Source organism: Halovivax ruber XH-70 (genome assembly GCF_000328525.1).
Taxonomy (GTDB): domain Archaea; phylum Halobacteriota; class Halobacteria; order Halobacteriales; family Natrialbaceae; genus Halovivax; species Halovivax ruber.
Genome location: NC_019964.1, coordinates 2,183,357 through 2,203,268, shown reverse-complemented (window position 1 = coordinate 2,203,268; position 19,912 = coordinate 2,183,357). Strand labels below are relative to the sequence as shown.

At 63.9% G+C, this 19,912-nt stretch carries 25 protein-coding genes; 12 read left to right on the top strand and 13 right to left on the bottom strand.

Features of this window, described 5'->3' with window-relative positions; all coding sequences use genetic code 11:
• The first annotated feature begins 74 nt into the window (after positions 1 to 74).
• Both dacZ and HALRU_RS10510 read left to right on the top strand, forming a co-directional pair.
• Positions 75 to 893 carry a diadenylate cyclase DacZ gene (gene dacZ / locus HALRU_RS10515; RefSeq protein WP_015301368.1) on the top strand — a complete coding sequence of 273 codons (819 nt, stop codon included), beginning with the start codon at positions 75 to 77 and terminating at the stop codon, positions 891 to 893.
• Position 894: 1 nt separating this feature from the next.
• Complete coding sequence (locus HALRU_RS10510; protein ID WP_015301367.1) at positions 895 to 1,659, top strand: mechanosensitive ion channel domain-containing protein; 765 nt, start codon at positions 895 to 897, stop codon at positions 1,657 to 1,659.
• A gap of 47 nt (positions 1,660 to 1,706) precedes the next feature.
• Here the strand turns inward: HALRU_RS10510 and HALRU_RS10505 are convergent, their stop codons facing one another.
• Positions 1,707 to 2,534: a nucleoside phosphorylase gene (locus tag HALRU_RS10505; protein ID WP_015301366.1), complete on the bottom strand. Its 828-nt coding sequence runs from the start codon at positions 2,532 to 2,534 to the stop codon at positions 1,707 to 1,709.
• A gap of 56 nt (positions 2,535 to 2,590) precedes the next feature.
• On the opposite strand from HALRU_RS10505, the gene HALRU_RS10500 reads away from it, so the two are divergent.
• Positions 2,591 to 3,049, top strand: a complete 459-nt coding sequence (locus HALRU_RS10500; RefSeq protein WP_015301365.1) for a DUF488 family protein, N3 subclade — start codon at positions 2,591 to 2,593, stop codon at positions 3,047 to 3,049.
• Between the two features lie 47 nt (positions 3,050 to 3,096).
• On the opposite strand, the gene cdd is transcribed toward HALRU_RS10500, so the two are convergent.
• Positions 3,097 to 3,501 (bottom strand): cytidine deaminase, encoded by a 405-nt coding sequence (cdd, locus tag HALRU_RS10495; RefSeq protein ID WP_015301364.1) that lies wholly within the window; start codon positions 3,499 to 3,501, stop codon positions 3,097 to 3,099.
• 99 nt (positions 3,502 to 3,600) lie between these two features.
• Between cdd and HALRU_RS10490 the strand changes: the two genes are divergently transcribed.
• Positions 3,601 to 4,548, top strand: a complete 948-nt coding sequence (locus HALRU_RS10490) for a hypothetical protein (RefSeq protein WP_015301363.1) — start codon at positions 3,601 to 3,603, stop codon at positions 4,546 to 4,548.
• A 222-nt stretch (positions 4,549 to 4,770) separates the two neighbouring features.
• Here the strand turns inward: HALRU_RS10490 and HALRU_RS10485 are convergent, their stop codons facing one another.
• Together HALRU_RS10485 and HALRU_RS10480 are read right to left on the bottom strand one after the other, a co-directional pair.
• Positions 4,771 to 5,154 carry a hypothetical protein gene (locus HALRU_RS10485; protein WP_015301362.1) on the bottom strand — a complete coding sequence of 128 codons (384 nt, stop codon included), beginning with the start codon at positions 5,152 to 5,154 and terminating at the stop codon, positions 4,771 to 4,773.
• 108 nt (positions 5,155 to 5,262) lie between these two features.
• The gene (locus HALRU_RS10480; RefSeq protein WP_015301361.1) at positions 5,263 to 6,696 is read right to left on the bottom strand and encodes a phosphomannomutase; all 1,434 of its coding nucleotides are present in this window, start codon (positions 6,694 to 6,696) and stop codon (positions 5,263 to 5,265) included.
• A gap of 161 nt (positions 6,697 to 6,857) precedes the next feature.
• Here HALRU_RS10480 and HALRU_RS10475 point away from each other — a divergent pair, with 161 nt between their 5' ends.
• Together HALRU_RS10475 and HALRU_RS10470 are read left to right on the top strand one after the other, a co-directional pair.
• Positions 6,858 to 7,565 carry a 20S proteasome subunit (alpha or beta) gene (locus tag HALRU_RS10475; protein ID WP_015301360.1) on the top strand — a complete coding sequence of 236 codons (708 nt, stop codon included), beginning with the start codon at positions 6,858 to 6,860 and terminating at the stop codon, positions 7,563 to 7,565.
• Between the two features lies 1 nt (position 7,566).
• The gene (locus HALRU_RS10470; RefSeq protein WP_015301359.1) at positions 7,567 to 8,337 is read left to right on the top strand and encodes an archaeal proteasome endopeptidase complex subunit alpha; all 771 of its coding nucleotides are present in this window, start codon (positions 7,567 to 7,569) and stop codon (positions 8,335 to 8,337) included.
• Positions 8,338 to 8,398: 61 nt separating this feature from the next.
• Here the strand turns inward: HALRU_RS10470 and HALRU_RS10465 are convergent, their stop codons facing one another.
• From HALRU_RS10465 to HALRU_RS10455, 3 genes are all read right to left on the bottom strand, one after another.
• Positions 8,399 to 9,448, bottom strand: coding sequence for a DUF7351 domain-containing protein (locus HALRU_RS10465; protein ID WP_015301358.1), 1,050 nt, complete (start codon positions 9,446 to 9,448; stop codon positions 8,399 to 8,401).
• Positions 9,449 to 9,651: 203 nt separating this feature from the next.
• A complete protein-coding gene (gene moaC, locus HALRU_RS10460) occupies positions 9,652 to 10,185 on the bottom strand; it encodes a cyclic pyranopterin monophosphate synthase MoaC (protein WP_015301357.1) in 534 nt (177 codons plus the stop codon).
• The gene (locus HALRU_RS10455; protein ID WP_015301356.1) at positions 10,178 to 11,665 is read right to left on the bottom strand and encodes a bifunctional ADP-dependent NAD(P)H-hydrate dehydratase/NAD(P)H-hydrate epimerase; all 1,488 of its coding nucleotides are present in this window, start codon (positions 11,663 to 11,665) and stop codon (positions 10,178 to 10,180) included. The genes moaC and HALRU_RS10455 overlap by 8 nt, the downstream gene beginning before the upstream one ends.
• A gap of 107 nt (positions 11,666 to 11,772) precedes the next feature.
• Between HALRU_RS10455 and HALRU_RS10450 the strand changes: the two genes are divergently transcribed.
• The gene (locus HALRU_RS10450; RefSeq protein ID WP_015301355.1) at positions 11,773 to 12,270 is read left to right on the top strand and encodes a hypothetical protein; all 498 of its coding nucleotides are present in this window, start codon (positions 11,773 to 11,775) and stop codon (positions 12,268 to 12,270) included.
• A gap of 47 nt (positions 12,271 to 12,317) precedes the next feature.
• Here HALRU_RS10450 and HALRU_RS10445 read toward each other — a convergent pair whose 3' ends face one another.
• Positions 12,318 to 12,596 carry an acylphosphatase gene (locus HALRU_RS10445; RefSeq protein ID WP_015301354.1) on the bottom strand — a complete coding sequence of 93 codons (279 nt, stop codon included), beginning with the start codon at positions 12,594 to 12,596 and terminating at the stop codon, positions 12,318 to 12,320.
• A 93-nt stretch (positions 12,597 to 12,689) separates the two neighbouring features.
• Here HALRU_RS10445 and HALRU_RS10440 point away from each other — a divergent pair, with 93 nt between their 5' ends.
• From HALRU_RS10440 to HALRU_RS10435, 3 genes are read left to right on the top strand one after another with little or no spacing between them, the layout of a single operon-like run.
• The gene (locus HALRU_RS10440; protein WP_245547741.1) at positions 12,690 to 13,070 is read left to right on the top strand and encodes a hypothetical protein; all 381 of its coding nucleotides are present in this window, start codon (positions 12,690 to 12,692) and stop codon (positions 13,068 to 13,070) included.
• Positions 12,968 to 13,195: a GNAT family N-acetyltransferase gene (locus HALRU_RS16270; protein ID WP_394294998.1), complete on the top strand. Its 228-nt coding sequence runs from the start codon at positions 12,968 to 12,970 to the stop codon at positions 13,193 to 13,195. The genes HALRU_RS10440 and HALRU_RS16270 overlap by 103 nt, the downstream gene beginning before the upstream one ends.
• A gap of 48 nt (positions 13,196 to 13,243) precedes the next feature.
• Positions 13,244 to 14,251, top strand: a complete 1,008-nt coding sequence (locus HALRU_RS10435) for a hypothetical protein (RefSeq protein ID WP_015301353.1) — start codon at positions 13,244 to 13,246, stop codon at positions 14,249 to 14,251.
• Between the two features lie 91 nt (positions 14,252 to 14,342).
• Here HALRU_RS10435 and HALRU_RS10430 read toward each other — a convergent pair whose 3' ends face one another.
• Complete coding sequence (locus tag HALRU_RS10430; RefSeq protein ID WP_015301352.1) at positions 14,343 to 15,236, bottom strand: DNA-3-methyladenine glycosylase family protein; 894 nt, start codon at positions 15,234 to 15,236, stop codon at positions 14,343 to 14,345.
• Between the two features lie 143 nt (positions 15,237 to 15,379).
• On the opposite strand from HALRU_RS10430, the gene HALRU_RS10425 reads away from it, so the two are divergent.
• The gene (locus HALRU_RS10425) at positions 15,380 to 15,859 is read left to right on the top strand and encodes a DUF555 domain-containing protein (protein ID WP_015301351.1); all 480 of its coding nucleotides are present in this window, start codon (positions 15,380 to 15,382) and stop codon (positions 15,857 to 15,859) included.
• Positions 15,860 to 16,023: 164 nt separating this feature from the next.
• Here the strand turns inward: HALRU_RS10425 and HALRU_RS10420 are convergent, their stop codons facing one another.
• The 4 genes from HALRU_RS10420 to HALRU_RS10405 all read right to left on the bottom strand — a co-directional run bounded on the left by HALRU_RS10420 (position 16,024) and on the right by HALRU_RS10405 (position 18,319).
• Positions 16,024 to 16,263 carry a UPF0058 family protein gene (locus HALRU_RS10420; protein ID WP_007703697.1) on the bottom strand — a complete coding sequence of 80 codons (240 nt, stop codon included), beginning with the start codon at positions 16,261 to 16,263 and terminating at the stop codon, positions 16,024 to 16,026.
• 340 nt (positions 16,264 to 16,603) lie between these two features.
• On the bottom strand, positions 16,604 to 16,783 hold the full coding sequence (locus HALRU_RS10415) for a DUF7836 family putative zinc-binding protein (RefSeq protein ID WP_015301349.1): 180 nt from the start codon (positions 16,781 to 16,783) through the stop codon (positions 16,604 to 16,606).
• Positions 16,784 to 16,872: 89 nt separating this feature from the next.
• Positions 16,873 to 17,844, bottom strand: a complete 972-nt coding sequence (locus tag HALRU_RS10410; RefSeq protein WP_015301348.1) for a transcription initiation factor IIB — start codon at positions 17,842 to 17,844, stop codon at positions 16,873 to 16,875.
• Between the two features lie 190 nt (positions 17,845 to 18,034).
• Positions 18,035 to 18,319, bottom strand: a complete 285-nt coding sequence (locus HALRU_RS10405) for a DUF357 domain-containing protein (RefSeq protein ID WP_015301347.1) — start codon at positions 18,317 to 18,319, stop codon at positions 18,035 to 18,037.
• A gap of 193 nt (positions 18,320 to 18,512) precedes the next feature.
• On the opposite strand from HALRU_RS10405, the gene HALRU_RS10400 reads away from it, so the two are divergent.
• A complete protein-coding gene (locus HALRU_RS10400; protein ID WP_015301346.1) occupies positions 18,513 to 19,841 on the top strand; it encodes an FAD-dependent oxidoreductase in 1,329 nt (442 codons plus the stop codon).
• Positions 19,842 to 19,912: the final 71 nt, after the last annotated feature.

The window sequence follows — 19,912 nt, the reverse complement described above, 5'->3', positions numbered from 1 at the left end:
CGTTCGACGCAAGTCCGTCGCACGTCAGACACGCTCCCAAACGCTTATTCGAGCGCACACGGGTTGTACGCATAATGGACGGGCTCGACGACGTGTTTGGCGAGATCTACGACGACGTCGACGCACTCGTACTCTTCTCCCCGAGTGGGTCGTACTACGAACGAGTGGCGCCGCTCGAAGAGGACGGCCTCGACGTCATCGTCGTCGGGACCGAGAACACCGTCGGTGCCGACCCCTTCGTCGAGTTACCGCTCGAGTTTTCGGCGGTGGCCGAGCGTGTTCGCTTCGGTCTCGAGGGCGCGTTAGAACAGGGTATCATCGAGGGCGGGGACGTCCTCGCCTGCGCGACGAGCGTGTTCGACGGCGGGATCGACACCGTCTCTCGGGTACGCGCCAACGCGGAGGATCAGCTCGGACTGTACGACCTCTTCTCGAAGTCGCGGGCCGACGCCGACGTCATCAAGGCCGTCTTCGAGGTGGCGATCAACCTCGGGAAGAAAGGCCAGAAGGGCAAGCCGGTCGGCGCCCTGTTCGTCGTCGGCGACGCGGGCAACGTGATGAACAAGTCCCGCCCGCTGTCGTACAACCCATTCGAGAAGTCCCACGTCCACGTCGGGGACCCCATCGTCACCGTCATGCTGAAGGAGTTCTCCCGGCTGGACGGGGCCTTCGTCATCTCCGATTCGGGCAAGATCGTCTCCGCCTACCGCTACCTCGAACCCGCGGCGGAGGGTGTCGACATCCCGAAGGGACTCGGCGCGCGTCACATGGCCGCCGGGGCGATCACGCGCGACACGAACTCGATCGCCGTCGTCCTCTCCGAGAGCGACGGCATGGTGCGGGCGTTCAAGGCCGGTGAATTGATCCTGGAGGTCGACCCGGAGGCGTACTGACATGGATGCACAGGCGTTTTTAGAGGAGCCGGCAGTCATCGCGGCGGCCGTCCTCGCGCTTGGGGTCGTGGTCGGCTACCTCGTCGGCCGATTGAACGAGGAACTGCTCACGGCCGCGGGCGTCCCCGACGCCGTCGAGGGGACCCCGTTCGAGCGGAGCGCCCAGAGTCTGGGCACCTCGACCGTCCAGATCGTCGCCCGATTGAGTTCGTGGTTCGTCTACGGGATCGCGGCGCTGACGGCGATCCACATCGCCCAGCTGATCGACACCGATCGGTTCTGGGCCGACGTGACGCTCTTTCTCCCGCAACTGTTCGTCGCCATCTTAGTGCTCGTCGTCGGGTTCATCGTCGCCGACAAGGCGGAGCTGATGGTCGGCGAGTACCTCCGGAGCGTGAAACTGCCGGAGGCGTCGCTCATCCCGCGGGTGGTGAAGTACTCCCTCCTCTACGTCGTCATCCTCATCGCGCTCGCCCAGGTCGGTGTCAACGTCCTCGCGCTGCTCGTATTGCTCATCGTCTACTCGGCCGGCATCGTCATCGTCGGGGCCTTCGCGTTCAAGGACTTCCTCGTCTCCAGTGCGGTCGGCATCTACCTCCTGCTCAACCAGCCCTACGGCATCGGCGATCGCATCCGCATCGGCGATCGGTCGGGAATCGTCCAGGAGGTCGATATCTTCGTGACGATCGTCGAGAGCGAGGACGAACAGTACGTTATCCCCAACCGCCAGGTGTTCGACGCGGGGATCGTGAAACTGCGCGAGTGAGCGGCCGGTAGTTCGGTCGACGCGTTACCGGCCGATCGACTGGCAGTTCACTCGATCGAAAGCCCGGCGTGCCAGCGATCGACGCCCGCCTCCGCCTTCCGAGCGTCCATCTTCGCGAGGAGGGCGGCCCCCAACGACGCCGTCTCGGCCGCACGTGATTCGCCCGTCACGCTGAACTCGCCACCGTTGCGGTCCGCGTAGACGGTGCAGACGGCGCTGCCGCGCAGTCCGTAGATGGACGCGAGCGTCAGGATCGCACTCGCTTCCATCTCGACGTTCGTGACGTTGGCCTCGCTGAGTTCGTCGATGAGTCCCTCGGCGCCGGCGGCTTCGAACCCCTCGAACCCGGGTCGACCCTGACCGGCGTAGAACGAGTCGGTACTCGCGGTGAGTCCGGTGTGATAGTCGTAGCCGAGCCGTTCCGCGGCGGCGACGAGCGCGCTCACGACCTCGTGATCGGCGACCGCCGGGTAGTCCTCGCGGACGTACTCGTCGCTCGTCCCCTCCTGGCGGACGGCCCCTGTCGTGATGACGAGGTCGCCGACGGAGACGTCCGGCTGGATCGCTCCACAGGACCCGACGCGAATGAACGTCTCGCAGCCGACGCGCGCGAGTTCTTCGACGGCGATGGCGGCCGACGGGCTGCCGATACCGGTCGAGGTGACCGAGAGAGGCGCCCCGTCGTATCGACCCGTCGCGGTCCGGTACTCGCGGTGGTGAGCGACGTCGTCGTACTCGTCCCAGCACTCGACGATCCGGTCGATTCGCTCGGGATTGCCCGGCAGGAGCACCGTCTCGGCCACGTCGTCGGGACCGACGTCGACGTGGTACTGCGTCTCGGCGTTCGGATCTTCGCTGTCCGGTCGGTCTGTCATCTGTCGCACGATTGGCGGGCCCGGAGTATATACCTGATCCGAACCTATCCCCGGCGATGACGGATTCGGGCCCGACTCTCGGCTCGCTCACCGACTCCTACGTCGCGGCGATTCAACACGACCTGGCCTCACTGCCGCCGGCGTCGACGCTGGTCGGCGTGGTGCGCCGCCCGACCGGCTGGTTCCACGGAGCCGTCGACGAGAACGTCCCGCAGCTGGCGCCGCCGGCGGAACTACTGGAGGAGACGAAACGAGCCGAGACGGACCTGAAACGACGCGGCATCTGCGACGAAGAAGCGCACAACGCCGCCTGGGACCAGGTCGACTTCGAGTCCCGTTACGAAGCCCACCTCGATGGCTCGGCCGACGCACAGGCGGCGATCGACGCAATCGTGGACCGACTCTGTCACGGCGAGTCGATCACCCTGGTCTGTTTCGAAAACACGGCGAAGAAACGCTGTCACCGGACGACGCTTCGTGAGCATATCGCAGCCCGACTCGAGCGAACTGCATAGCCCGCAAGAACACACAGCGTCGGCGCGCGAATCGGACCGGCTGCGGCCTAGTCGAGGTCGGATTCGCTCATCGAAGCCGGGAGCAACTCGCCGAGTGTGTATGTCGTAACGATCGGCGTTCCCGACTCGTCGTCGCCTTCGTCGCAGGCGATCACGAGGTCGTCGTCACAGAATTCGGCGAGCGTCTGGCGACACATCCCGCAAGGGGTGACGCCGTCACGACGACTGGAACTGACCGCCAGCCGAGCGAATTCGTGGGAACCGTTCTTGACGGCCTCGGCGATCGCCACCTCTTCGGCGTGGAGGCTGTTCGAGAAGTTGACGTTCTCGAGATTGCACCCCGTGAAGACGGTGCCGTCGGTGGTCTCGAGGGCGGCACCCACGCGATACTCGGAGTAGGGGACGTGTGAGGCGGACTGGATCTCCCTTGCGGCTCTGACTAATTTGTTCATGTGTTCGGTTAACTGGGGGTGAATATGAATGCTTTGGCAGATATCAATTCTTCCTTAAGCTATAGAAAACTATAACTGTAATGGGAGTAAACTTGTACTATGGATCGAAGAAGAATCCTCCAAGCTATCGGTGCGGCATCAGTTGGAATGGGGTCAGTGAATTTGGTTAGTGCGGATACAGCCCAGGATGATATGACTGGGCCGACTGTCGAAACATTTGACGCCAGTGATCGTCAGAATGTGATCTCAGATGCATTTGCCGATGACACGTTTCGGAATATTGTCAACCATGTTGGGTCTGATGGTTGGAAGATATCAAAACCACAAACCGAAGCCAGGCGAGTTATTTATGAGGAAGACGGTGGGGGGTACGATTTTATTGTTGCGAACGCTGAGAAAATATCTTCAGAAAAACAGACCGCCGACACCGATGAAATGGTTGCTATCTGGATCGGTAACGACACAGTGGGTTTAGATTTAGACCAGTATTCTGTTGCCCATCATGTCCGTAAGACATCTAGCTTTACCAGCGGTGACAATATGCGAAGTAATGGATTGTTTGGATGGGACGCGATAACAGTGATAACATCCGATAATGGAACGATTCAGGAACGTGAGCGTGACTTCCACGATCAAGAACAGTCCGGTGAGTCGAAAGATGGTGAACCATTATCGCCCGAACCGATTAGACCATCACCTCCCGGGGGTGACGATTGTTGTACAGTTGATGTTGAAATCGGGTCTGATGCAAAATGGGGTTGTACGGCGTTAGCTATTATTTCAGCCGGGCTTTCAGGATGGACATGTGGCGCTTGTATTGTTGACCCGACAAAAGGAACGTGTGCTCTATGCGTTATTGGTGCTGCTGCCTCTGGTATTTCGACTGCTCATTGTTTTAGTAGTACAGTCACTATCCAAGAAGGGGTTGATACTATTTGGCTATCGGATAATGATTACAGCTGCTTTGACTTTGAACCAAGTAATGATAAAACATTAATGGTTTCAGAGAGTTTTTACAATGACGAGTTACCTACTTGTGAGGAGTAAAGAAGTAGTTCAAAGAAAATAAACAATATTGGTGACTAATATCCATGACTTTAATAGAATACCTAACCATTTTTATTTATGTGATGTTATTTATAACTTTGCTATATTTAATAGTACATTCTATTATCTCTGTCTCGGATTCAAACGAATTGTACGGGTGGGTATTACTTCTATTGGCTTGGATATGTATTTCATTGATCGTGGCTGTAAATATGGGGTGGGTTACTTTTCCTCCAATGTTAGAGGGGAGTCTATATGTGGTTGCCGCTGTCTTCGCAATCGCGTCATTCTCCTCTCACTATATTTCTGACACATCTTCTTTATAAAGCGACGGACGAAGCCCGTCTCCTCGATCGCAGTCAGTGACTCGTAGCTTGAGAGTTCCGCGAGGAGCCACTCGCCAGCACCGGCTTCGATGGATTCGGTCCACTCCGCGACCCGGAACTCCTCGAAGTCATAGAAGGCACCACCAAGCCTGTGTCCCTTGTCCTGCAAGAGGCTGATCTCTTCGTCCTCAAAGGAGAGCCTGAGTTCTTTCGGCCACTCGGAACTGTGGGGGCTGTCGGCATCGCGATCAGGACTGGAGATGACGTAGTCGGTTGCCATGGGTGACTGTGTGGGTCGGATAGTGGTGTGACGATTCGAGACTGTGAGTCGGTGATGTCAGGCTTCTCCCACAGGAATCAATATTGACTGGGTGACCGGTCGTCGTCCTCAGTCTTCGACGGCCGTTTCGATCGCGTCTCGGACCACGGCCACGAGTTCGTCGACCTCGTCGCTTTCGGCGTACAGCCGCACGTAGGGCTCCGTCCCGCTCGGTCTGACGAGTACCCACGAAGCGTCGGGCAACTCGATTCTGATGCCGTACTCCGTTTCGACCGTCCCCTCGGGAAACGCGTCGGGGAGGCTCGATTCGAGGCGCGCCATCGCGTTCGTCTTCGCGTCGTCCGGACAGGGAACGCTCACCTTCCGGTACGGTCGCTCGGTCACGGGCTGGCGCAGGGTCGCGACGTCGCCGGCCGCGGCGACGAGCGAGGCGACGACGGCGGCGCTCGCGACGCCGTCGATCCAGCCGCCGAACGCCGGATGGATGTGCTTCCAGGGTTCGGCCGCGAAGACGACGGCCGTCTCCTCGTCCGCCCCGGCGCGGACGCGAGCGATCCCCTCGTGGAGCGCGCCCAGGTGCACGCGCTCGACGCGGCCGCCGGCAGCGCCCACCAGTTCGTCGATCCGTGCCGAGGCGTTCGGTGTCGTCACGACGACGGGGTCGCCAGCGCTCGACGCCTCGACGTAGTGGGCTGCGACGACGGCGAGGACCGTGTCCTCGTGGACGACGTCGCCGTCCGGACCGCAGACGACGAGGCGGTCTGCGTCCCCGTCGTGAGCGAGGCCGAGGTCGAAGTCGCCGTCGGCGAGGAACGCCCGCAGGTCGGACAGGGTTTCCGGCGTCGGTTTGCTCTCTCTGGCCGGGAAGTGGCCGTCGACGTTCGCATTGAGCGCGGTCACGGCGGCACCGAGGCGATCGAGAACCTGTGGGGTGGCCTCTCCGCCGACGCCGCTTCCACAGTCGACCGCGATCGACAGGCCGGCGAGCGGTCGTGCGTCGGTCTGCGCTGACCCGGCGTCAGGCGATCGGCCGTGCCCGCCGAACTGGTCGCGGACGTAGGCACAGACGGCCTCACGGTAGGACGAGAGGACCTCGGCGCGTTCGATCGTCCCCCACCGATCCCAGGCTGCCGTCTCAGCGGTCGCCACGGTGGCCTCGATCTCGCGTTCGGCGTCGCGATCGAACTCGACGCCGTCGTCGAAGAGCTTGATCCCGTTGTCGGTCGGCGGATTGTGGCTCGCGGTGATCATCACGCCGAATCGGCCCTGCGACGCGGACGCAAGTGCTGGCGTTGGAACCTGGCCGACTCGCCGAACCCTCGCTCCGGCGCTCGCGAGTCCTGCGGCCATTGCTGCGGCAAGGGGCTCGCTCGTCTCCCGCCCGTCGTACCCGAGCACGACGATCGGCGAGTCGGATCTTCCTTCGGAGTCGGCCGTGCCGTCGATCGTTCGCCCGACGGCCTGGCCGACCGAGAGGGCGAGTGTGGGCGTAACCTCGGTCGCGACCGGTCCGCGGATTCCCGCGGTCCCGAACAGCGTCATGCGACTGGGTTGCGCGAGCACGTACTTAGACCCACTGACCCTCGTACGTCGGGGCGTCGGCCGCTACTGCCACTTGAGGACTCGCCACGATCGTTCGTTCCTGCGGCCGGCTAAAATATATTTTAGCTAACATATAACGGGTGCGGAGTCTTCCTGCAGGTATGATCGAACAATCGGGTGAAAGTCCCGCAGGGACAGCGCACGAGTCGGCGAACGAATTCTCCACGGGGACGACGATCGTCGCTCTCGGTGGCGACGACGGGGTCGTTCTCGGTGCGGACGCTCGCGTGAGTCTGGGTGGGCGCTTCGTGACCAATCGGTCGGCGCGGAAGGTCGAACCGATCGGTGAGCGGGCCGCCGTCGCCTTTTCCGGCGGTGTCAGCGACGCGCAGTCGGTGGTCGATCAGTTGCGAACCGAACGCCAACTTTACGAACTCGATCACGGGCGGCCGATGCCGACGGACGCACTCGCGACGGTAACGGGGCGACTGATCCGCACCGGACAGTTCCGCTCGATCGGCCTCTTGCTCGGCGGGGTCGACGAGTCGGCCGTCTACTGGATCGACGGCGGTGGCGGTGTCATGCGTGACGCGTACGCGGCAAGCGGCAGCGGGATGCAACTGGCCTACGGCGCCCTCGAAGGCGCGTACGAACCGGATCGGCCGGTGTCCGACCTGCAACCACTTGCCGCCGACGCCCTCGCAGCCGCCGCCGAACGGGACGTCGCCAGCGGGGACGGGATGACGATCACGACGATCACCGACGAGGGCCTCTCCGAGCGCCGGACGAACGCCCTCGGCCGCGAGGCGCTTGCTGGAGCGGATGGAGCGAGCCCGGCTCCCGAAACTGCGGACGAGGAGGTGGCCTGAGATGGACGACACTCGCAGGCAGGCCTACGACCGCGGTCAGACAATCTTCTCGCCGGATGGTCGCCTCTACCAGGTCGAGTACGCCCGGGAGGCGGTCGAACGCGGATCACCCGCCGTCGGCGTTCGCGTGGCCGACGGCGTCGTCCTCGCTGCCAGAAAGCGACGCGCCTCGCCGCTGCTCGAACCGGACTCGGTGGCGAAGCTCCACCGAATCGACGATCACATCTCGATCGCTTCGGCGGGCCACGCCGCCGACGCGCGTCAGCTCGTCGACCGCGCCCGGGTCGCCGCTCAGCGCCACCGTCTCCAGTACGGGGAGCCAGCGCCCGTCGAATCGGTGACGACGTCCCTCGCAGACCACATCCAGGAGTCTACGCAGACCGGGGGAACCCGCCCCTACGGAACGGCGCTCCTGATCGCGGGCATCGACCCGAATGATGCTGGGGAATCGACGGCACAGTCCGCCGCCGGCTCGGTCGGTCAGCTCTTCGAACTCGACCCGAGCGGGACGCCGTACGGCTGGCGTGCCGTCGGGATCGGCGAGGGCTCGACGACGATCAGAGAAACGTTCGAGTCCGCACTCGACCCGGCGACTGCGGACATCGAAACCACGGTCGACGACGCCGTACCCACGGCGCTCGACGGGCTCGCTGTGGACGACGACGAGCCCGACCCGGACGCCTACGAGTGCCTAACGATCGAACCGGGGCCGACGGTGACGACCCGGTCGACGGACGAAATCGAGACGGTTCTCAGGGAGACGGCGTCGTAGCGGTTCTCACGACGAACCCAGGCTGCGGGTTCGTCGCAGTGTTTACGCGACGTTGGCTTCCTTATGCGACGTCGGCTTCGGGGGCTGTGTCCGCCGTCGCTGCCGTCGTCGATTCGCACCCACTTTCTTCGGCGTCGGCCACCTCCGCACCCACTCGTCGAGTGGCGACGACGGTACACTCGCCGTCTACGTAGCACTCGACGGTCTCGTCGTCCAGCGTGACTGCCACACGGACGGCCATCGGCTCGTGCGACAGCGGCGTCTCGGTCCACTCGCGCCCGACGTTCCAGATCGGTCGCTGGTCGATCGACTCGTCGTGGTCGTGGTAGAACGACACGAGTTCGGGGTGATCGAGCAGCGTCAGCGCGACGGGACAGCGGAGTCCGTATCCACACGCCGCACAGGTGAACGACGCCTGCACCGGGTCCGGGACGGACTCGCGGGCCTTCTCGTCGCCAGGGTCGGGCCGGACCACGTCGAGACGCGACTCGACGGGGCCGCCACATTCGGGACAGACGCCGTCACTGAGGTGGGCGATGCGGTGTCGGTGGTGGCGATCGAACGCGGCGGGGAGGTCGTCATCGTGTGCCTCGAGGCCTGCCGGCGGAAAGTCCATCCGGAGGATCGACCGCTCACACGCCTCACAGGTGATGGCCACTTCGTTGTCGTCGACGGCGGCGGCGAGTTCCTGGGCGCCACAGAACGGGCACGGATCGTCGACGGCGACCGCCTGGCGGTCGACCTGATGCGTGTACGTGCCGGATTCGATGGCGCGGGCGGCGCGCCTGCCGGTCGCGGTCAGCGCATACCCCTCTTCCGTCTTCGAGAGGTACGGTCCGACCAGTTCGTCGATGTGATAGGCGAACCCGGCCGTCGTGTCGACGTCCGCGGCCTCGAAGAGTGTCGAGAACGAGACCCGACCCGCGTTGGCTTCGTCCTCGGTCCGATCGCGAATCGTCCGGAGAATTCCCGTGCGAACGTCGTTTCCCAGCGCCTGAAACGCCTCACTCGGTTCGGTGACGTGGACGGAGTCGTCGACCGTGCCGGCCGTTGTTGGCAGCGCTTCGTCGCCACCCGCTCCCGTGTCGGCGTCCGGATCCACGTCTGTCATGCCCGTCGTTACGTGTGGGCGAAAAAGTACCTTCTGCCCACCGACGATTCTGCCGTCAGCCGAAGGAGCGGGTGTATCCCTGGCGACGGTCGTCTGCATGAACACAGAGACAGCGGAGATCGGGCGGGCAGTGGTCCTCTGCGGGGACGCCCATCGCGACGACCCTATCCACGACACGGTTCGCTCTCGCGGTTCGACCCTCGTCAGTCCCGGTCGACCCGCACTTTCTGTTTCTCGACGACGCGGACGTCCTCGATCCGCGCCTCCGGGTACTGCCCGTCTTCGTCTTTCTCGGCGGCCTTGACCATGTCCCAGACGACGGTCAGTCCGGTCGTCACGCCCTGGAGAGCCTCCATCTCGCAGCCGGTCGTGCCGGTCGTCTCCACGGCGACGGTGAGCGTAGCGGTGTCGTCGGCCAGGTCGATATCCGTCTCCACGTTCGTGATCGGAATCTGGTGGCACATAGGGATCGTCTCCCAGGTGTGTTTGACGGCCTGTACCGCCCCAATGCGCGCGGTCGCGAGCACGTCGCCCTTATCGACGTCGTCCGCCCGAATCGCCTCGACGGTGGACGGTCGAAGTCGGATCCGTCCAGTGGCGACGGCCCGTCGCTTCGAATCCGGTTTTCCGCCCACATCGACCATCTGGACCTCTCCCTCGCCCGTCGTGTGAGTGAGGTCCTCCGTCGCGGCGGCGTCCGCGGCGTGGTGGGCAGTGTCTTTCTCGCCGTCAGTCATCACTCTCACCCCACAGGACGCCGGGAATCTCGGTCAGCAGGTCAGAGGCCGTGATTCCGAGTCCGTCGCCGGCGCCCCACCGATCGGCGAGGACCTCGCCGGCGCGGCCGTTGACGTATGCCGCTGCGGAGGCCGCCTCGAACGGGTCGGCGTGTTCGAGCAGCCCGGCGGTGATCCCGGCGAGCAGATCTCCGGTGCCGCCGACGGCCATGCCGGGGACGCCGACGCGCGCGATCCGGGTCCGTTCGCCGTCCGAAATCACGTCGTCGACGCCCTTCACGAGCACGACGTGGCCGAGGTCCGCGGCGAACGCCTCGATTTCGTCGGTGACGGCCTCCATTTCGGCGCGGCCGCTACGAAGCTCGTCGACAGCCGGGCCGCCCATCCGTTCGAGTTCGCGGGCGTTCGGCGTACAGACGAGCGTCGCCTCTGTCTCGAGCTCGGGCACGACCGAGAGCGCTTCCGCGTCGACGACTGCAGGGCCGGTGTAGGCTTCGAGGAACTGCCGGGCTGCCGCGAGACTTTCGTCGGCACTGCCGAGGCCGGGGCCGAGGACGACCACGTCGTCGTACCGTTCGGCCGTTTCGACGAGCTCGTCGACGTGGTCGGGTGTTAGCCGGTCGCCGTCGTAAGGCTGGACGATGAGGTCTGCGGCGTAGCCCTGAATCTCGTCTGCGACCCCGGTGGGGGCTGCGACGAACGAGAGTTCCATCCCGGCTCGCAGGGCCGCCTGGGCGGCGAGCGCCGGAGCGCCGGTGTACGGCCCGCCGCCGACGACGTAGGCCCGACCGGTTCGCGACGCTGGCTGCGCGAGACCGACGTCGCCGGGCCCGACGAACCGCTCGGCTGCGGCCGGGATGCCGATGTCCGCGACCCGACAGTCGGCGTCGAGTTCGGGGAGGCCCGGTTTCGTGTCGTGAAACGTGACGACGTAGTCGGCCCCGATCGGGTTCGCGTTGGCGTCAGGGTCGGTCGCATCGAAGCCGGAGGGAACGTCGACCGAGACGACCGTTGCGTCCGACGCGGCTATCGCGGCGGCGGCCGTCGCCGCGGGTTCTCGTAACGCCCCGCTGATTCCGGTCCCGAGCATGGCGTCGACGATGACGTCGGCTTCGGGGAGGGAGATGGCGGTCGAATCTCGCACCTCGTGTACGTCTGCGTCGGCCGCGACGAGCGCCTTCCAGTTCCGTCGGGCGACGTCGGTCCCGATCCGGTCGGCTCGCCCCAGGAGGTGAGTCTCGACGTGCTCGATGGTCGACTCGCCCATCGACTCACGGTCTTCGAGAAATCGGGCGGCGACGAATCCGTCTCCGCCGTTGTTCCCGCGACCGGCGACCACCACGACCGTCGCGTCCGACGGGGCGACCTCGCGCACGAGCCGGGCGACCGCGTTACCGCTGGATTCCATCAACTGGGCCTGTGAGACGCCCAGGGCCGCGGCGTTTTCGTCGACGGCGGCCATCCGTCTGCCGGTGATCATACCCGCCGGTTCGGCCGACGTGGCGAAAAACGTGTGGGACGGAGGCGGGCGGTTCGACCGGCAGTCCGGACGAAACGCTTTCGACCGCAGAACGGCTACGTTGGAACGTGAACGTCTTCTGGCTGGACGAGTCGCCCGAGCTGGCCGCCCGGTACCACTGCGACCAGCACGTCAACAAGATGCTCCTCGAGGCGGCGCAGGTCCTCTGCACCGCGGCTCGCCAGAACGGGTACGAACGGGATTTTCTGTACCGGGCGACCCACACCGACCACCCGGTGACCAGGTGGGCGACCGAGTCGCGGGCCAACTGGCTGGAATTGCGCGACCACGCCGAAGCTCTCAACGCGGAGTTCAAAGCGCGGTACGATCACGAGGACGACCACGCCAGCTGGGCGGTCATCGATCGGATCGACCCCGACGCGATCGACTTTCCGCGATCGGCGCCGACGCCGAAACCGCAGGCCATGCCGGCGGACTACCGCGACCCCGACGATCCGGTCGCGGCCTATCGGGCGTACTACGCCGGGGAGAAGGCCGAGTGGGCGGAGTGGGCCCACACCGACGAACCGCCGTGGCTCGACCGGTATCGGACCGTGGACGATTGATCACGGTGCCGACCGGGTACTGACGACAATCCGGCACCGCCGGTGGCTCAGTACTCGATCTCGAACCCATCCTCGCCCTGCGGCTCCCCGTACTCGACCGTCACGTCGTCGACGTCGGCGGCGGGGCTGCCCTCGTGGCACCACTCGACAATTCCCTCGACGGCGTCCTCGGGACCCTCGAAGACGGCCTCGACGCGGCCGTCGTCCAGGTTTCTCACCCAGCCGTCGACGCCTCGCTCCCTGGCGGTGTCACGGGTAGTCGCCCGGTAGTAGACGCCCTGGACCGTGCCGCTGACGAACACGTGTGCGCGAGTCCGATCGGCCATAGGTAGTCCTGTGATGGGTGGATCCTAATATACCAGTGATCGAGGTCCACCCGGCCCGCAACTACAATGTCATCAGGCTGTGAATCGTCCAGTATGTCTGACGTAACGCTTCGCGACGCGACCGAAGGAGATGCTGCGGCCATCCAACGCGTCGCCCGTCAATCGTGGCACGAGGCGTACGACGAGATCATGGGTGCCGAGACGGTCCAGTCGACCGTCGATTCGTGGTTCGATCCGGATCGGCTCGTCCGAGACGACATCCTCCCCGACGATCGGCCGCTGTTCGTCGCCACGATATCCGACGATGTCGTGGGGGGTTCATCGAAGGGGTTCCGGACGACGGCGACGAGGAACGATATCACGTCTACCGGATCTACGTCCATCCGGCCCACTACGGGCAGGGAATCGGAACGAGACTGCTCGAACGACTCGAACGGACAGCAGTCGACCGTGGGGCACGCTCGCTGGAACTGACCGTCTTTGCCACGAACGAACGGGCCCGCAGTTTCTACGAATCGTTCGGGTTCGAGCAGTACGACACGGCCTTCGACAATCGGTTCGAGGTCGAACGGATCCGCTACGAACGTACGATCGACTGACGACTCGCGACCGACAGGCCGACATCGATCCAGCCCCTACGCTGGCCAGTGTCACGCCGCGTCACGCACCGGGACGGGATCCACTTCGACCTCGATCGCCACGTCGTCGCCGACGCCCGCACCACCGCAGGCGACGTCAACGTCGTGAGCCACGCCCACGCCGACCACACGTTCAGTTCGAGTCCCGGGACGGTCGTCTGTTCGGCCGAGACGGCGGCGATTGCGACCGCCCGGACGGGCGTCGAGTTCGACTCGGTTTCCGCTGCGCCGGGCGTCGAGCTGGTTCCGGCAGGGCACGTCGTCGGGTCGCGAGCGGCCGTCATCGAGGCCGCAGGCGGGACCCGGTACTGCTACACCGGCGACTTCTCGACCCGGGACCGGGCCTACCTCGAGGGATTCGATCCGGCGGCCCTCGACGTCGACGTCCTGGTGATGGAGACCACCTACGGCCACCCGCGCTACCGGTTTCCCGACCAGGCCGAGCTCGAAGCGTCGATCCACGACTGGATCCGGGACCACCCCGATCAGCCGTTGTTCCTCTTTGGCTATTCGCTCGGTCGCGCCCAGAAATTGCAGTGGCTGGCCGCCGAGGCGACGGATCGGCGAATCCTCGTCTCGCGGACGATCGACGAGGTCAACCGGGCGATCGAATCCTCGACGGACATCGGGTTCGCTGGCGAATCCGTCGACGCCGGTTCGATATCGGAGCTGCAACCGGCGGCCCTCACCGACGAGATCGTCGTCGTTCCCTCGAACCAGTCCCGTCGTGACTGGATCGATGCGATCGCCGACGAGACGGGAGCGCTGAAGGCTGGCTTCTCCGGTTGGGCGGTCGAGGACTCGTTCCTGTATCGTGGCGACTACGACGTCACCTTCCCGCTGACCGATCACTGTGATTTCGACGAACTGATAGAGACGGTGCGGTCGATCGATCCGGAGCTGGTGTACACGCAGCACGGGTTCGACGAGCAGTTCGCCGACGTTCTCGCGACAGAATACGGGTACACCGCCCGGCCGTTGAAGCGGGATCAGACGGCACTTGCTGATTTTGGGTGAGTTGGGTGAAGGGAGAGAGAGAGAGACCGAATGTGCGAGTGAGGACTGGGTGAGCGTCGAGTTCCCATCCGGCCGTTCGGTCACACTGCGATCAGTCCACGGTCGCTTCACCGGTCCGAAGGTGGTGAAACACGTAGGTTTGAACGTACCCGGCGTACGCGCCGCCGAACCGCTCACGGATGGCTCGCGAGGTCTCGGCGTAGGAACCGTGATCGCAGTCGGGGTAGTACGTGGCGATGGCCTTGCGAATCCAGGTGTCGAGTGGCACCGCCTCGTCGAACTCGAGGGCGAAGAGGCAGATGCAGTCGGCGACCTTCTCGCCGACGCCGACGAACCGGGTGAGGTATTCGCGCGCTTCCTCGTAGGGGAGATCCCGTGCGTCTTCGGGATGGCCTTCCCCGTCGGCGACCATGCGTGCCGTTTCGACCACGTAGGGCGCGCGGTAGCCCAGTCCGAGGTCGCGCAACTCGGACTCTGTCGCCGCGGCGAGTTGGTCCGGCGTCGGGAAGTCGTGGTAGGTCCGACCGTCGAACTCGATCGGGGTTCCGTACTCCGTCGAGAGCGTCGTCACCATCTCGTTGATCCGTTCGACGCGCATCTGTGCCGAACAGATGAATGCGATCAGCGTGTCGAACGGCGGATCCGTCACCAGCCGCAGGCCCTGGTGGGCTGCGTAGGCATCTTCGACGAGCGTGTCGTCGGGCGCGTCGGCGACGATCGCTGGAAGGTCGTCGTCGAGCCGGAGTCGGCGTCGCAGTATCGGTTCGGCGTCGGTCGTCGACTCCCACTCGAGACCGGCGTCGGTCGACCTGGCGCGGACGACTTCGCCGTCGATGGCGAGTTCGTACCAGGCCTCCGGGGCCCGGTTGCCGGCGTACAGCTTGTCGTCGCTGCGCGTCCAGCGGTAGGTCTGGCCGCTCTCGATCGTGAGATAACAGTCGATCCCGCCGTCGAGTTCAGTGTGCGGAATCGTCCCGGTTTCCATCGACTGCTCAGAGCGGCGCGACCGGCTTTTGCCTTTCGAGACGCCGACGACCCGTTCGCGATGGGCGCCCGCGGACTGCCAGTCCGTAGCGACAGTCGACAATCAGGCGAACCTTCATACTGCATGCGACCGAATACCGAGGTATGGATTGCAGGGTCGTCGTCGAGGCTGCCGTGCCGGTGTTCGACGTGGAGACACCGGATGAAGCGATTCGGATCGCGATTTCGAAGACGGGAGAACTGTTGAACCCTGACCTGAACTACGTCGAAATCTCCATGGGCGAGCGAACCACTCCCTCGGGGGAGGAGTTGCCCCCGGCGTTTATCGCCGCCGACGAAGCCCTCGTCGCACTCGAACTCGAGATGACCGTGTTCAACGTCGAACGCGACGAACACGCCGCTCGCATCGCCCGCAAGGAGATCGGCCAGCGACTCGAGAACATTCCGTTAGAGGTACTCGTCGTCAAGGAGCTCCCCGACGAATCCGAGTCGGACGAGTCGTCGGCGGACGCCGAGTCGACGGAGTCTGACCAGACGACGAACGCGAGTGAGAGCGAGCCGTCGACCTCGTCGGACGAAGACGATGACGACGTGCTTCCGGAGTTCGACGAGTTACTCGACTGACTCCCGTCGATCGATCACGTCGGTATTTGGTCCCTACCGCGTTCGTATCTGCACTCGATTACATTCGAACGACGCTTTGATTCTCGAACCGTAGAACGGCTCACGACCGTGTTCGGACCCAGCGTCGTCACTGTCGTGTCTGGCCGAGACGCCGCAGGAAGTGCTTAATCCGCAGTCGCAGCGACCGTTTCGGTCTCTTCCGATTCGGTCATATTCTCCGTAATTCCGTTCGCAATCGCAAAAACAGCGTCCTTGTGGTCAGTTTTCGATTTGTGGATCGATGTCGGCCGAATCCCGAGTGACTCGTATGTCGAGAGGTCGATCGTACAGTCGTCCCAGGCTCGGCACTGGTTCGATACCTCGGCAAGAAGCCCGTGAAGGTGAATGAGTTCCTGCTTCTTCATAACCATCCCAGTCTACCAACTGCAGGGTTATATTATTATCCTGAGGCTCGTTACCACGCTTCTCTGTCTCTCGCGAATTACTGTCACGACTCTCTGCTGTTTTTCGGCTCTCCCTACCGCCCTCGTATCGCCGGACGACGACGTGGTAATGCGGTATTTATTACAGGTCACGACGGATTTCTCCACCCTTCACTCGTCTCGATCCGGTCGAACGCTGCGGTGCTCGTGACCCACACGCTCCAGATAGTGTCTATGGCAGCGTTCGTCGCCCCGCTCATCTCTGTCACCGATGCGCAACTCGGCGTGTCGAGGTGGGCCGGGCCGGAGCTGGTGATGCGCGTCAGCCCAGGGTCTTCAGCGTTTGCAGGTCTCGATCCGTGCGAGTAAATTCGGCTGTTCGCCTGCTCGCGTGACAGTTCGGACAGTGAAAGAGGTCTGCGGGGGCGGGGAGATCCGTCGGCGCTTGCTGCCAGTCTTTGGTACACTCCGGACAGAGTAATTGCACGCTCGTCTCGTCCATGTCACGCTAGTACACACCACTACCCAAAAACGTTGTCGTCACCTAACTGGTTCGTCCCCGATCGGCGTGTGCTCGTCCAGCGGCCGTGATCAGGCCGGTGCGGCCATTTCAGAGGCTTCGAGGAGCTCCTTGTACCGGTTGCGGATCGTCACTTCTGAGATGTTCGCCACTTCGCTGACCTCGTTCTGGGTTACCTTCTCGTTCGTGAGCAAGGCCGCGGCGTAGACCGCTGCAGCGGCGAGTCCGACCGGACTCTTGCCCGAGTGGACACCGTCACCGCGGGCCGACTCGAGTAGCTCGCGCGAGGTCCGTTCGGTCTCCTCCGAGAGGTCCAGATCGCTGATGAACCGGGGTACGTAGTGTTCCGGATCGGCGGGCTTTACCTCGAGGGAGAGCTCGCGGACGATGTACCGGTAGGTTCGTGTCAGTTCCATGCGGTCGACGCGGCTTACCTGCGAGATCTCGTCGAGGCTGCGCGGCGTGCCGGCCTGTCGGGCGGCGGCGTACAGCGACGACGTGGCGACGCCCTCGATGGAGCGTCCGGGGAGGAGGTCCTCCTCGAGCGCGCGGCGGTAGATGACCGACGCGGTCTCGCGGACGTTTTCCGGCAGGCCGAGCGCGCTGGCCATTCGGTCGATCTCACCGAGGGCCTGCTTCAGGTTGCGCTCCTTGGAGTCGCGGGTACGGAAGCGCTCGTTCCAGGTGCGCAGGCGCTGCATCTTCTGGCGCTGTCGGCTCGACAGCGACTTGCCGTAGGCGTCCTTGTTCTGCCAGCCGATGTTGGTCGACAGGCCCTGGTCGTGCATCATATTCGTCGTCGGGGCGCCCACGCGGGACTTCTGGTCTCGCTCGGCGCTGTCGAACGCGCGCCACTCTGGGCCGCGATCGATCTCGTCTTCCTCGACGACCAGTCCGCAATCGGTACAGACGGTCTCGGCGTGTTCTTCGTCGGAGACGAGTTGCCCGCCGCATTCGGGACAGCGTTCTTGCTCCTCGCCCCGTTCGGTCTCTTCCTCCCGCGTCGTTTCGTCCGTGTAGGTTCTGATTCGTGTTTCTGTCATCGTAGATCGGGTGCGTTACTCGGTGCTCCCGGGTGGGGAATCCAGAAGAAACCCGGTCACCTCAGCTAACATATGGTAAGGGCGAAAGCGACTTAAAGGTTTCGACTACTATATAAGTAACTCTCCGATTTGGTTAAGTAGTTTTCGTATATACGACGATCGATCGTGATGGTCTCGGCGGCGAGTTCACTCAGACGGTAAAGAGGTGTCCCTCGGTCGGAACGTCGAAGAGCCCGATGCGCGCACCGGCATCGAGCCAGGCGTGCCCGTAGGAAAACGCCGCCAGTGCGTTGACCAGATCGTCGTCGTCACGGAAGTGCCGGCCGTCCTCGAGGTAGGAGTCGGCCATCTCCCGGCACTCGGCCGCGGCAGCTTCCATCGGTGTCCCCGGCGGTGGTGCGATCGTCGCGGCGTCCAGCGCCTCCGCGAGCAGCCCCTCGTAGCGATCCGTCTTCTCCGCGAGGTCAGCGGCCATACGAGAGTACTCGACAGTCTGGGCCGTAAGCCCGTCGGGTTAGGGCGACGCATGGGTGCACAAAATCTCTCCAGGCGCCAGCCCCTCCCGTTCCAACCGCAGCCACTTCCGTTCCAAACGCAACTCCTCCCGTTTCGGACGCCATTTCGGACCGAACGCAAGGCGTTTAGGATCCGTCCTCCTATACGTGGCCATGAGCGAGAGCGCCCGAGTCGAGATTTACACGAAGGAGGCGTGTCCCTACTGCGTGAAGGCGATGGATCTCTTCGATGAGAAGGGAGTCGAGTACGAGACGTACAACGTGACCGGCGACGACGAACTGTTCGAGGAGATGGTCGAACGGGCCGACGGCCGGCAGACCGCACCCGAAGTATTCGTCGACGACGAGCTCGTCGGCGGCTGGGACGAGACGAGCGCGCTCGAAGAGACGGGCGAACTCGACGAGAAACTCGGGCTGGTGACCGACGGCGGGAGCGACGAAGGCGAGGTGCTCGAACACCGACGGCTCGTCATCACTGGGACGGGTATCGCCGGACTCACTGCGGCGATCTACGCCGCCCGATCGAACAACGAGCCGCTGGTCATCGAGGGCGACGAACCCGGCGGCCAGCTCACCCTGACGACCGACGTCGCGAACTACCCGGGTTTCCCGGACGGCATCAACGGAACCGAACTGGTGAACAACATGAAAGAACAGGCCCGCCAGTTCGGCGCCGAGACGCGAAACGGGATCGTCGAATCGGTGGACGCGAGCGATCGGCCGTTCCGCGTCGAACTCACGAACGGTGACGTCTACACGGCGGACGCGATCATCGCCGCGTCGGGAGCCAGCGCGCGTACCCTGGGGATTCCCGGTGAGGACGAACTCATGGGTTACGGGCTCTCGACGTGTGCGACCTGCGACGGTGCCTTCTTCCGCGGCGAGGACATGCTCGTCGTCGGCGGCGGCGACGCGGCCATGGAGGAAGCGACCTTCCTCACGAAATTTGCCGACACGGTCTACCTGGTCCACCGTCGCGAGGGCTTCCGCGCGGAAGACTACTGGATCGATCGTGTCCAGGAGCAGGTCGACGCCGGCGACATCGAGATCATGACGAATACGGAACTGACCGAGATCCACGGCTCGCAGGAAGACGGTGTCGACCACGTCACACTGGTCGAGCATCCCGAGGGCCACCCGACGGAGAAACTGGACGACCCGGACACCGACGAGTTCGACTTCGACGTCGGCGCCGTCTTCTTCGCCATCGGCCACACACCAAACACCGACTACCTCGCTGGCACTGGCATCGAGACCGACGACGAGGGCTACCTCATCACCGAGGGTGGTGACGGCGCTGGACAAACCAGAACCGGGGTGCCCGGCATCTTCGGCGCTGGCGACGTCGTCGATTACCACTACCAGCAGGCCGTGACGGCCGCCGGGATGGGTTCGAAAGCCGCCATCGACGCCGACGAGTATCTGGAGGAACTGGAACGCGAGTCCGCACCCGAAACCGAAGCCGCCGCGGCGGACGACTAAAAGGACCGTTTCGTCGTCGGTCCTGCCGCGTTCAGCCGTCAACTCGGAACGAGTTCCGGTTCCTTTCACCG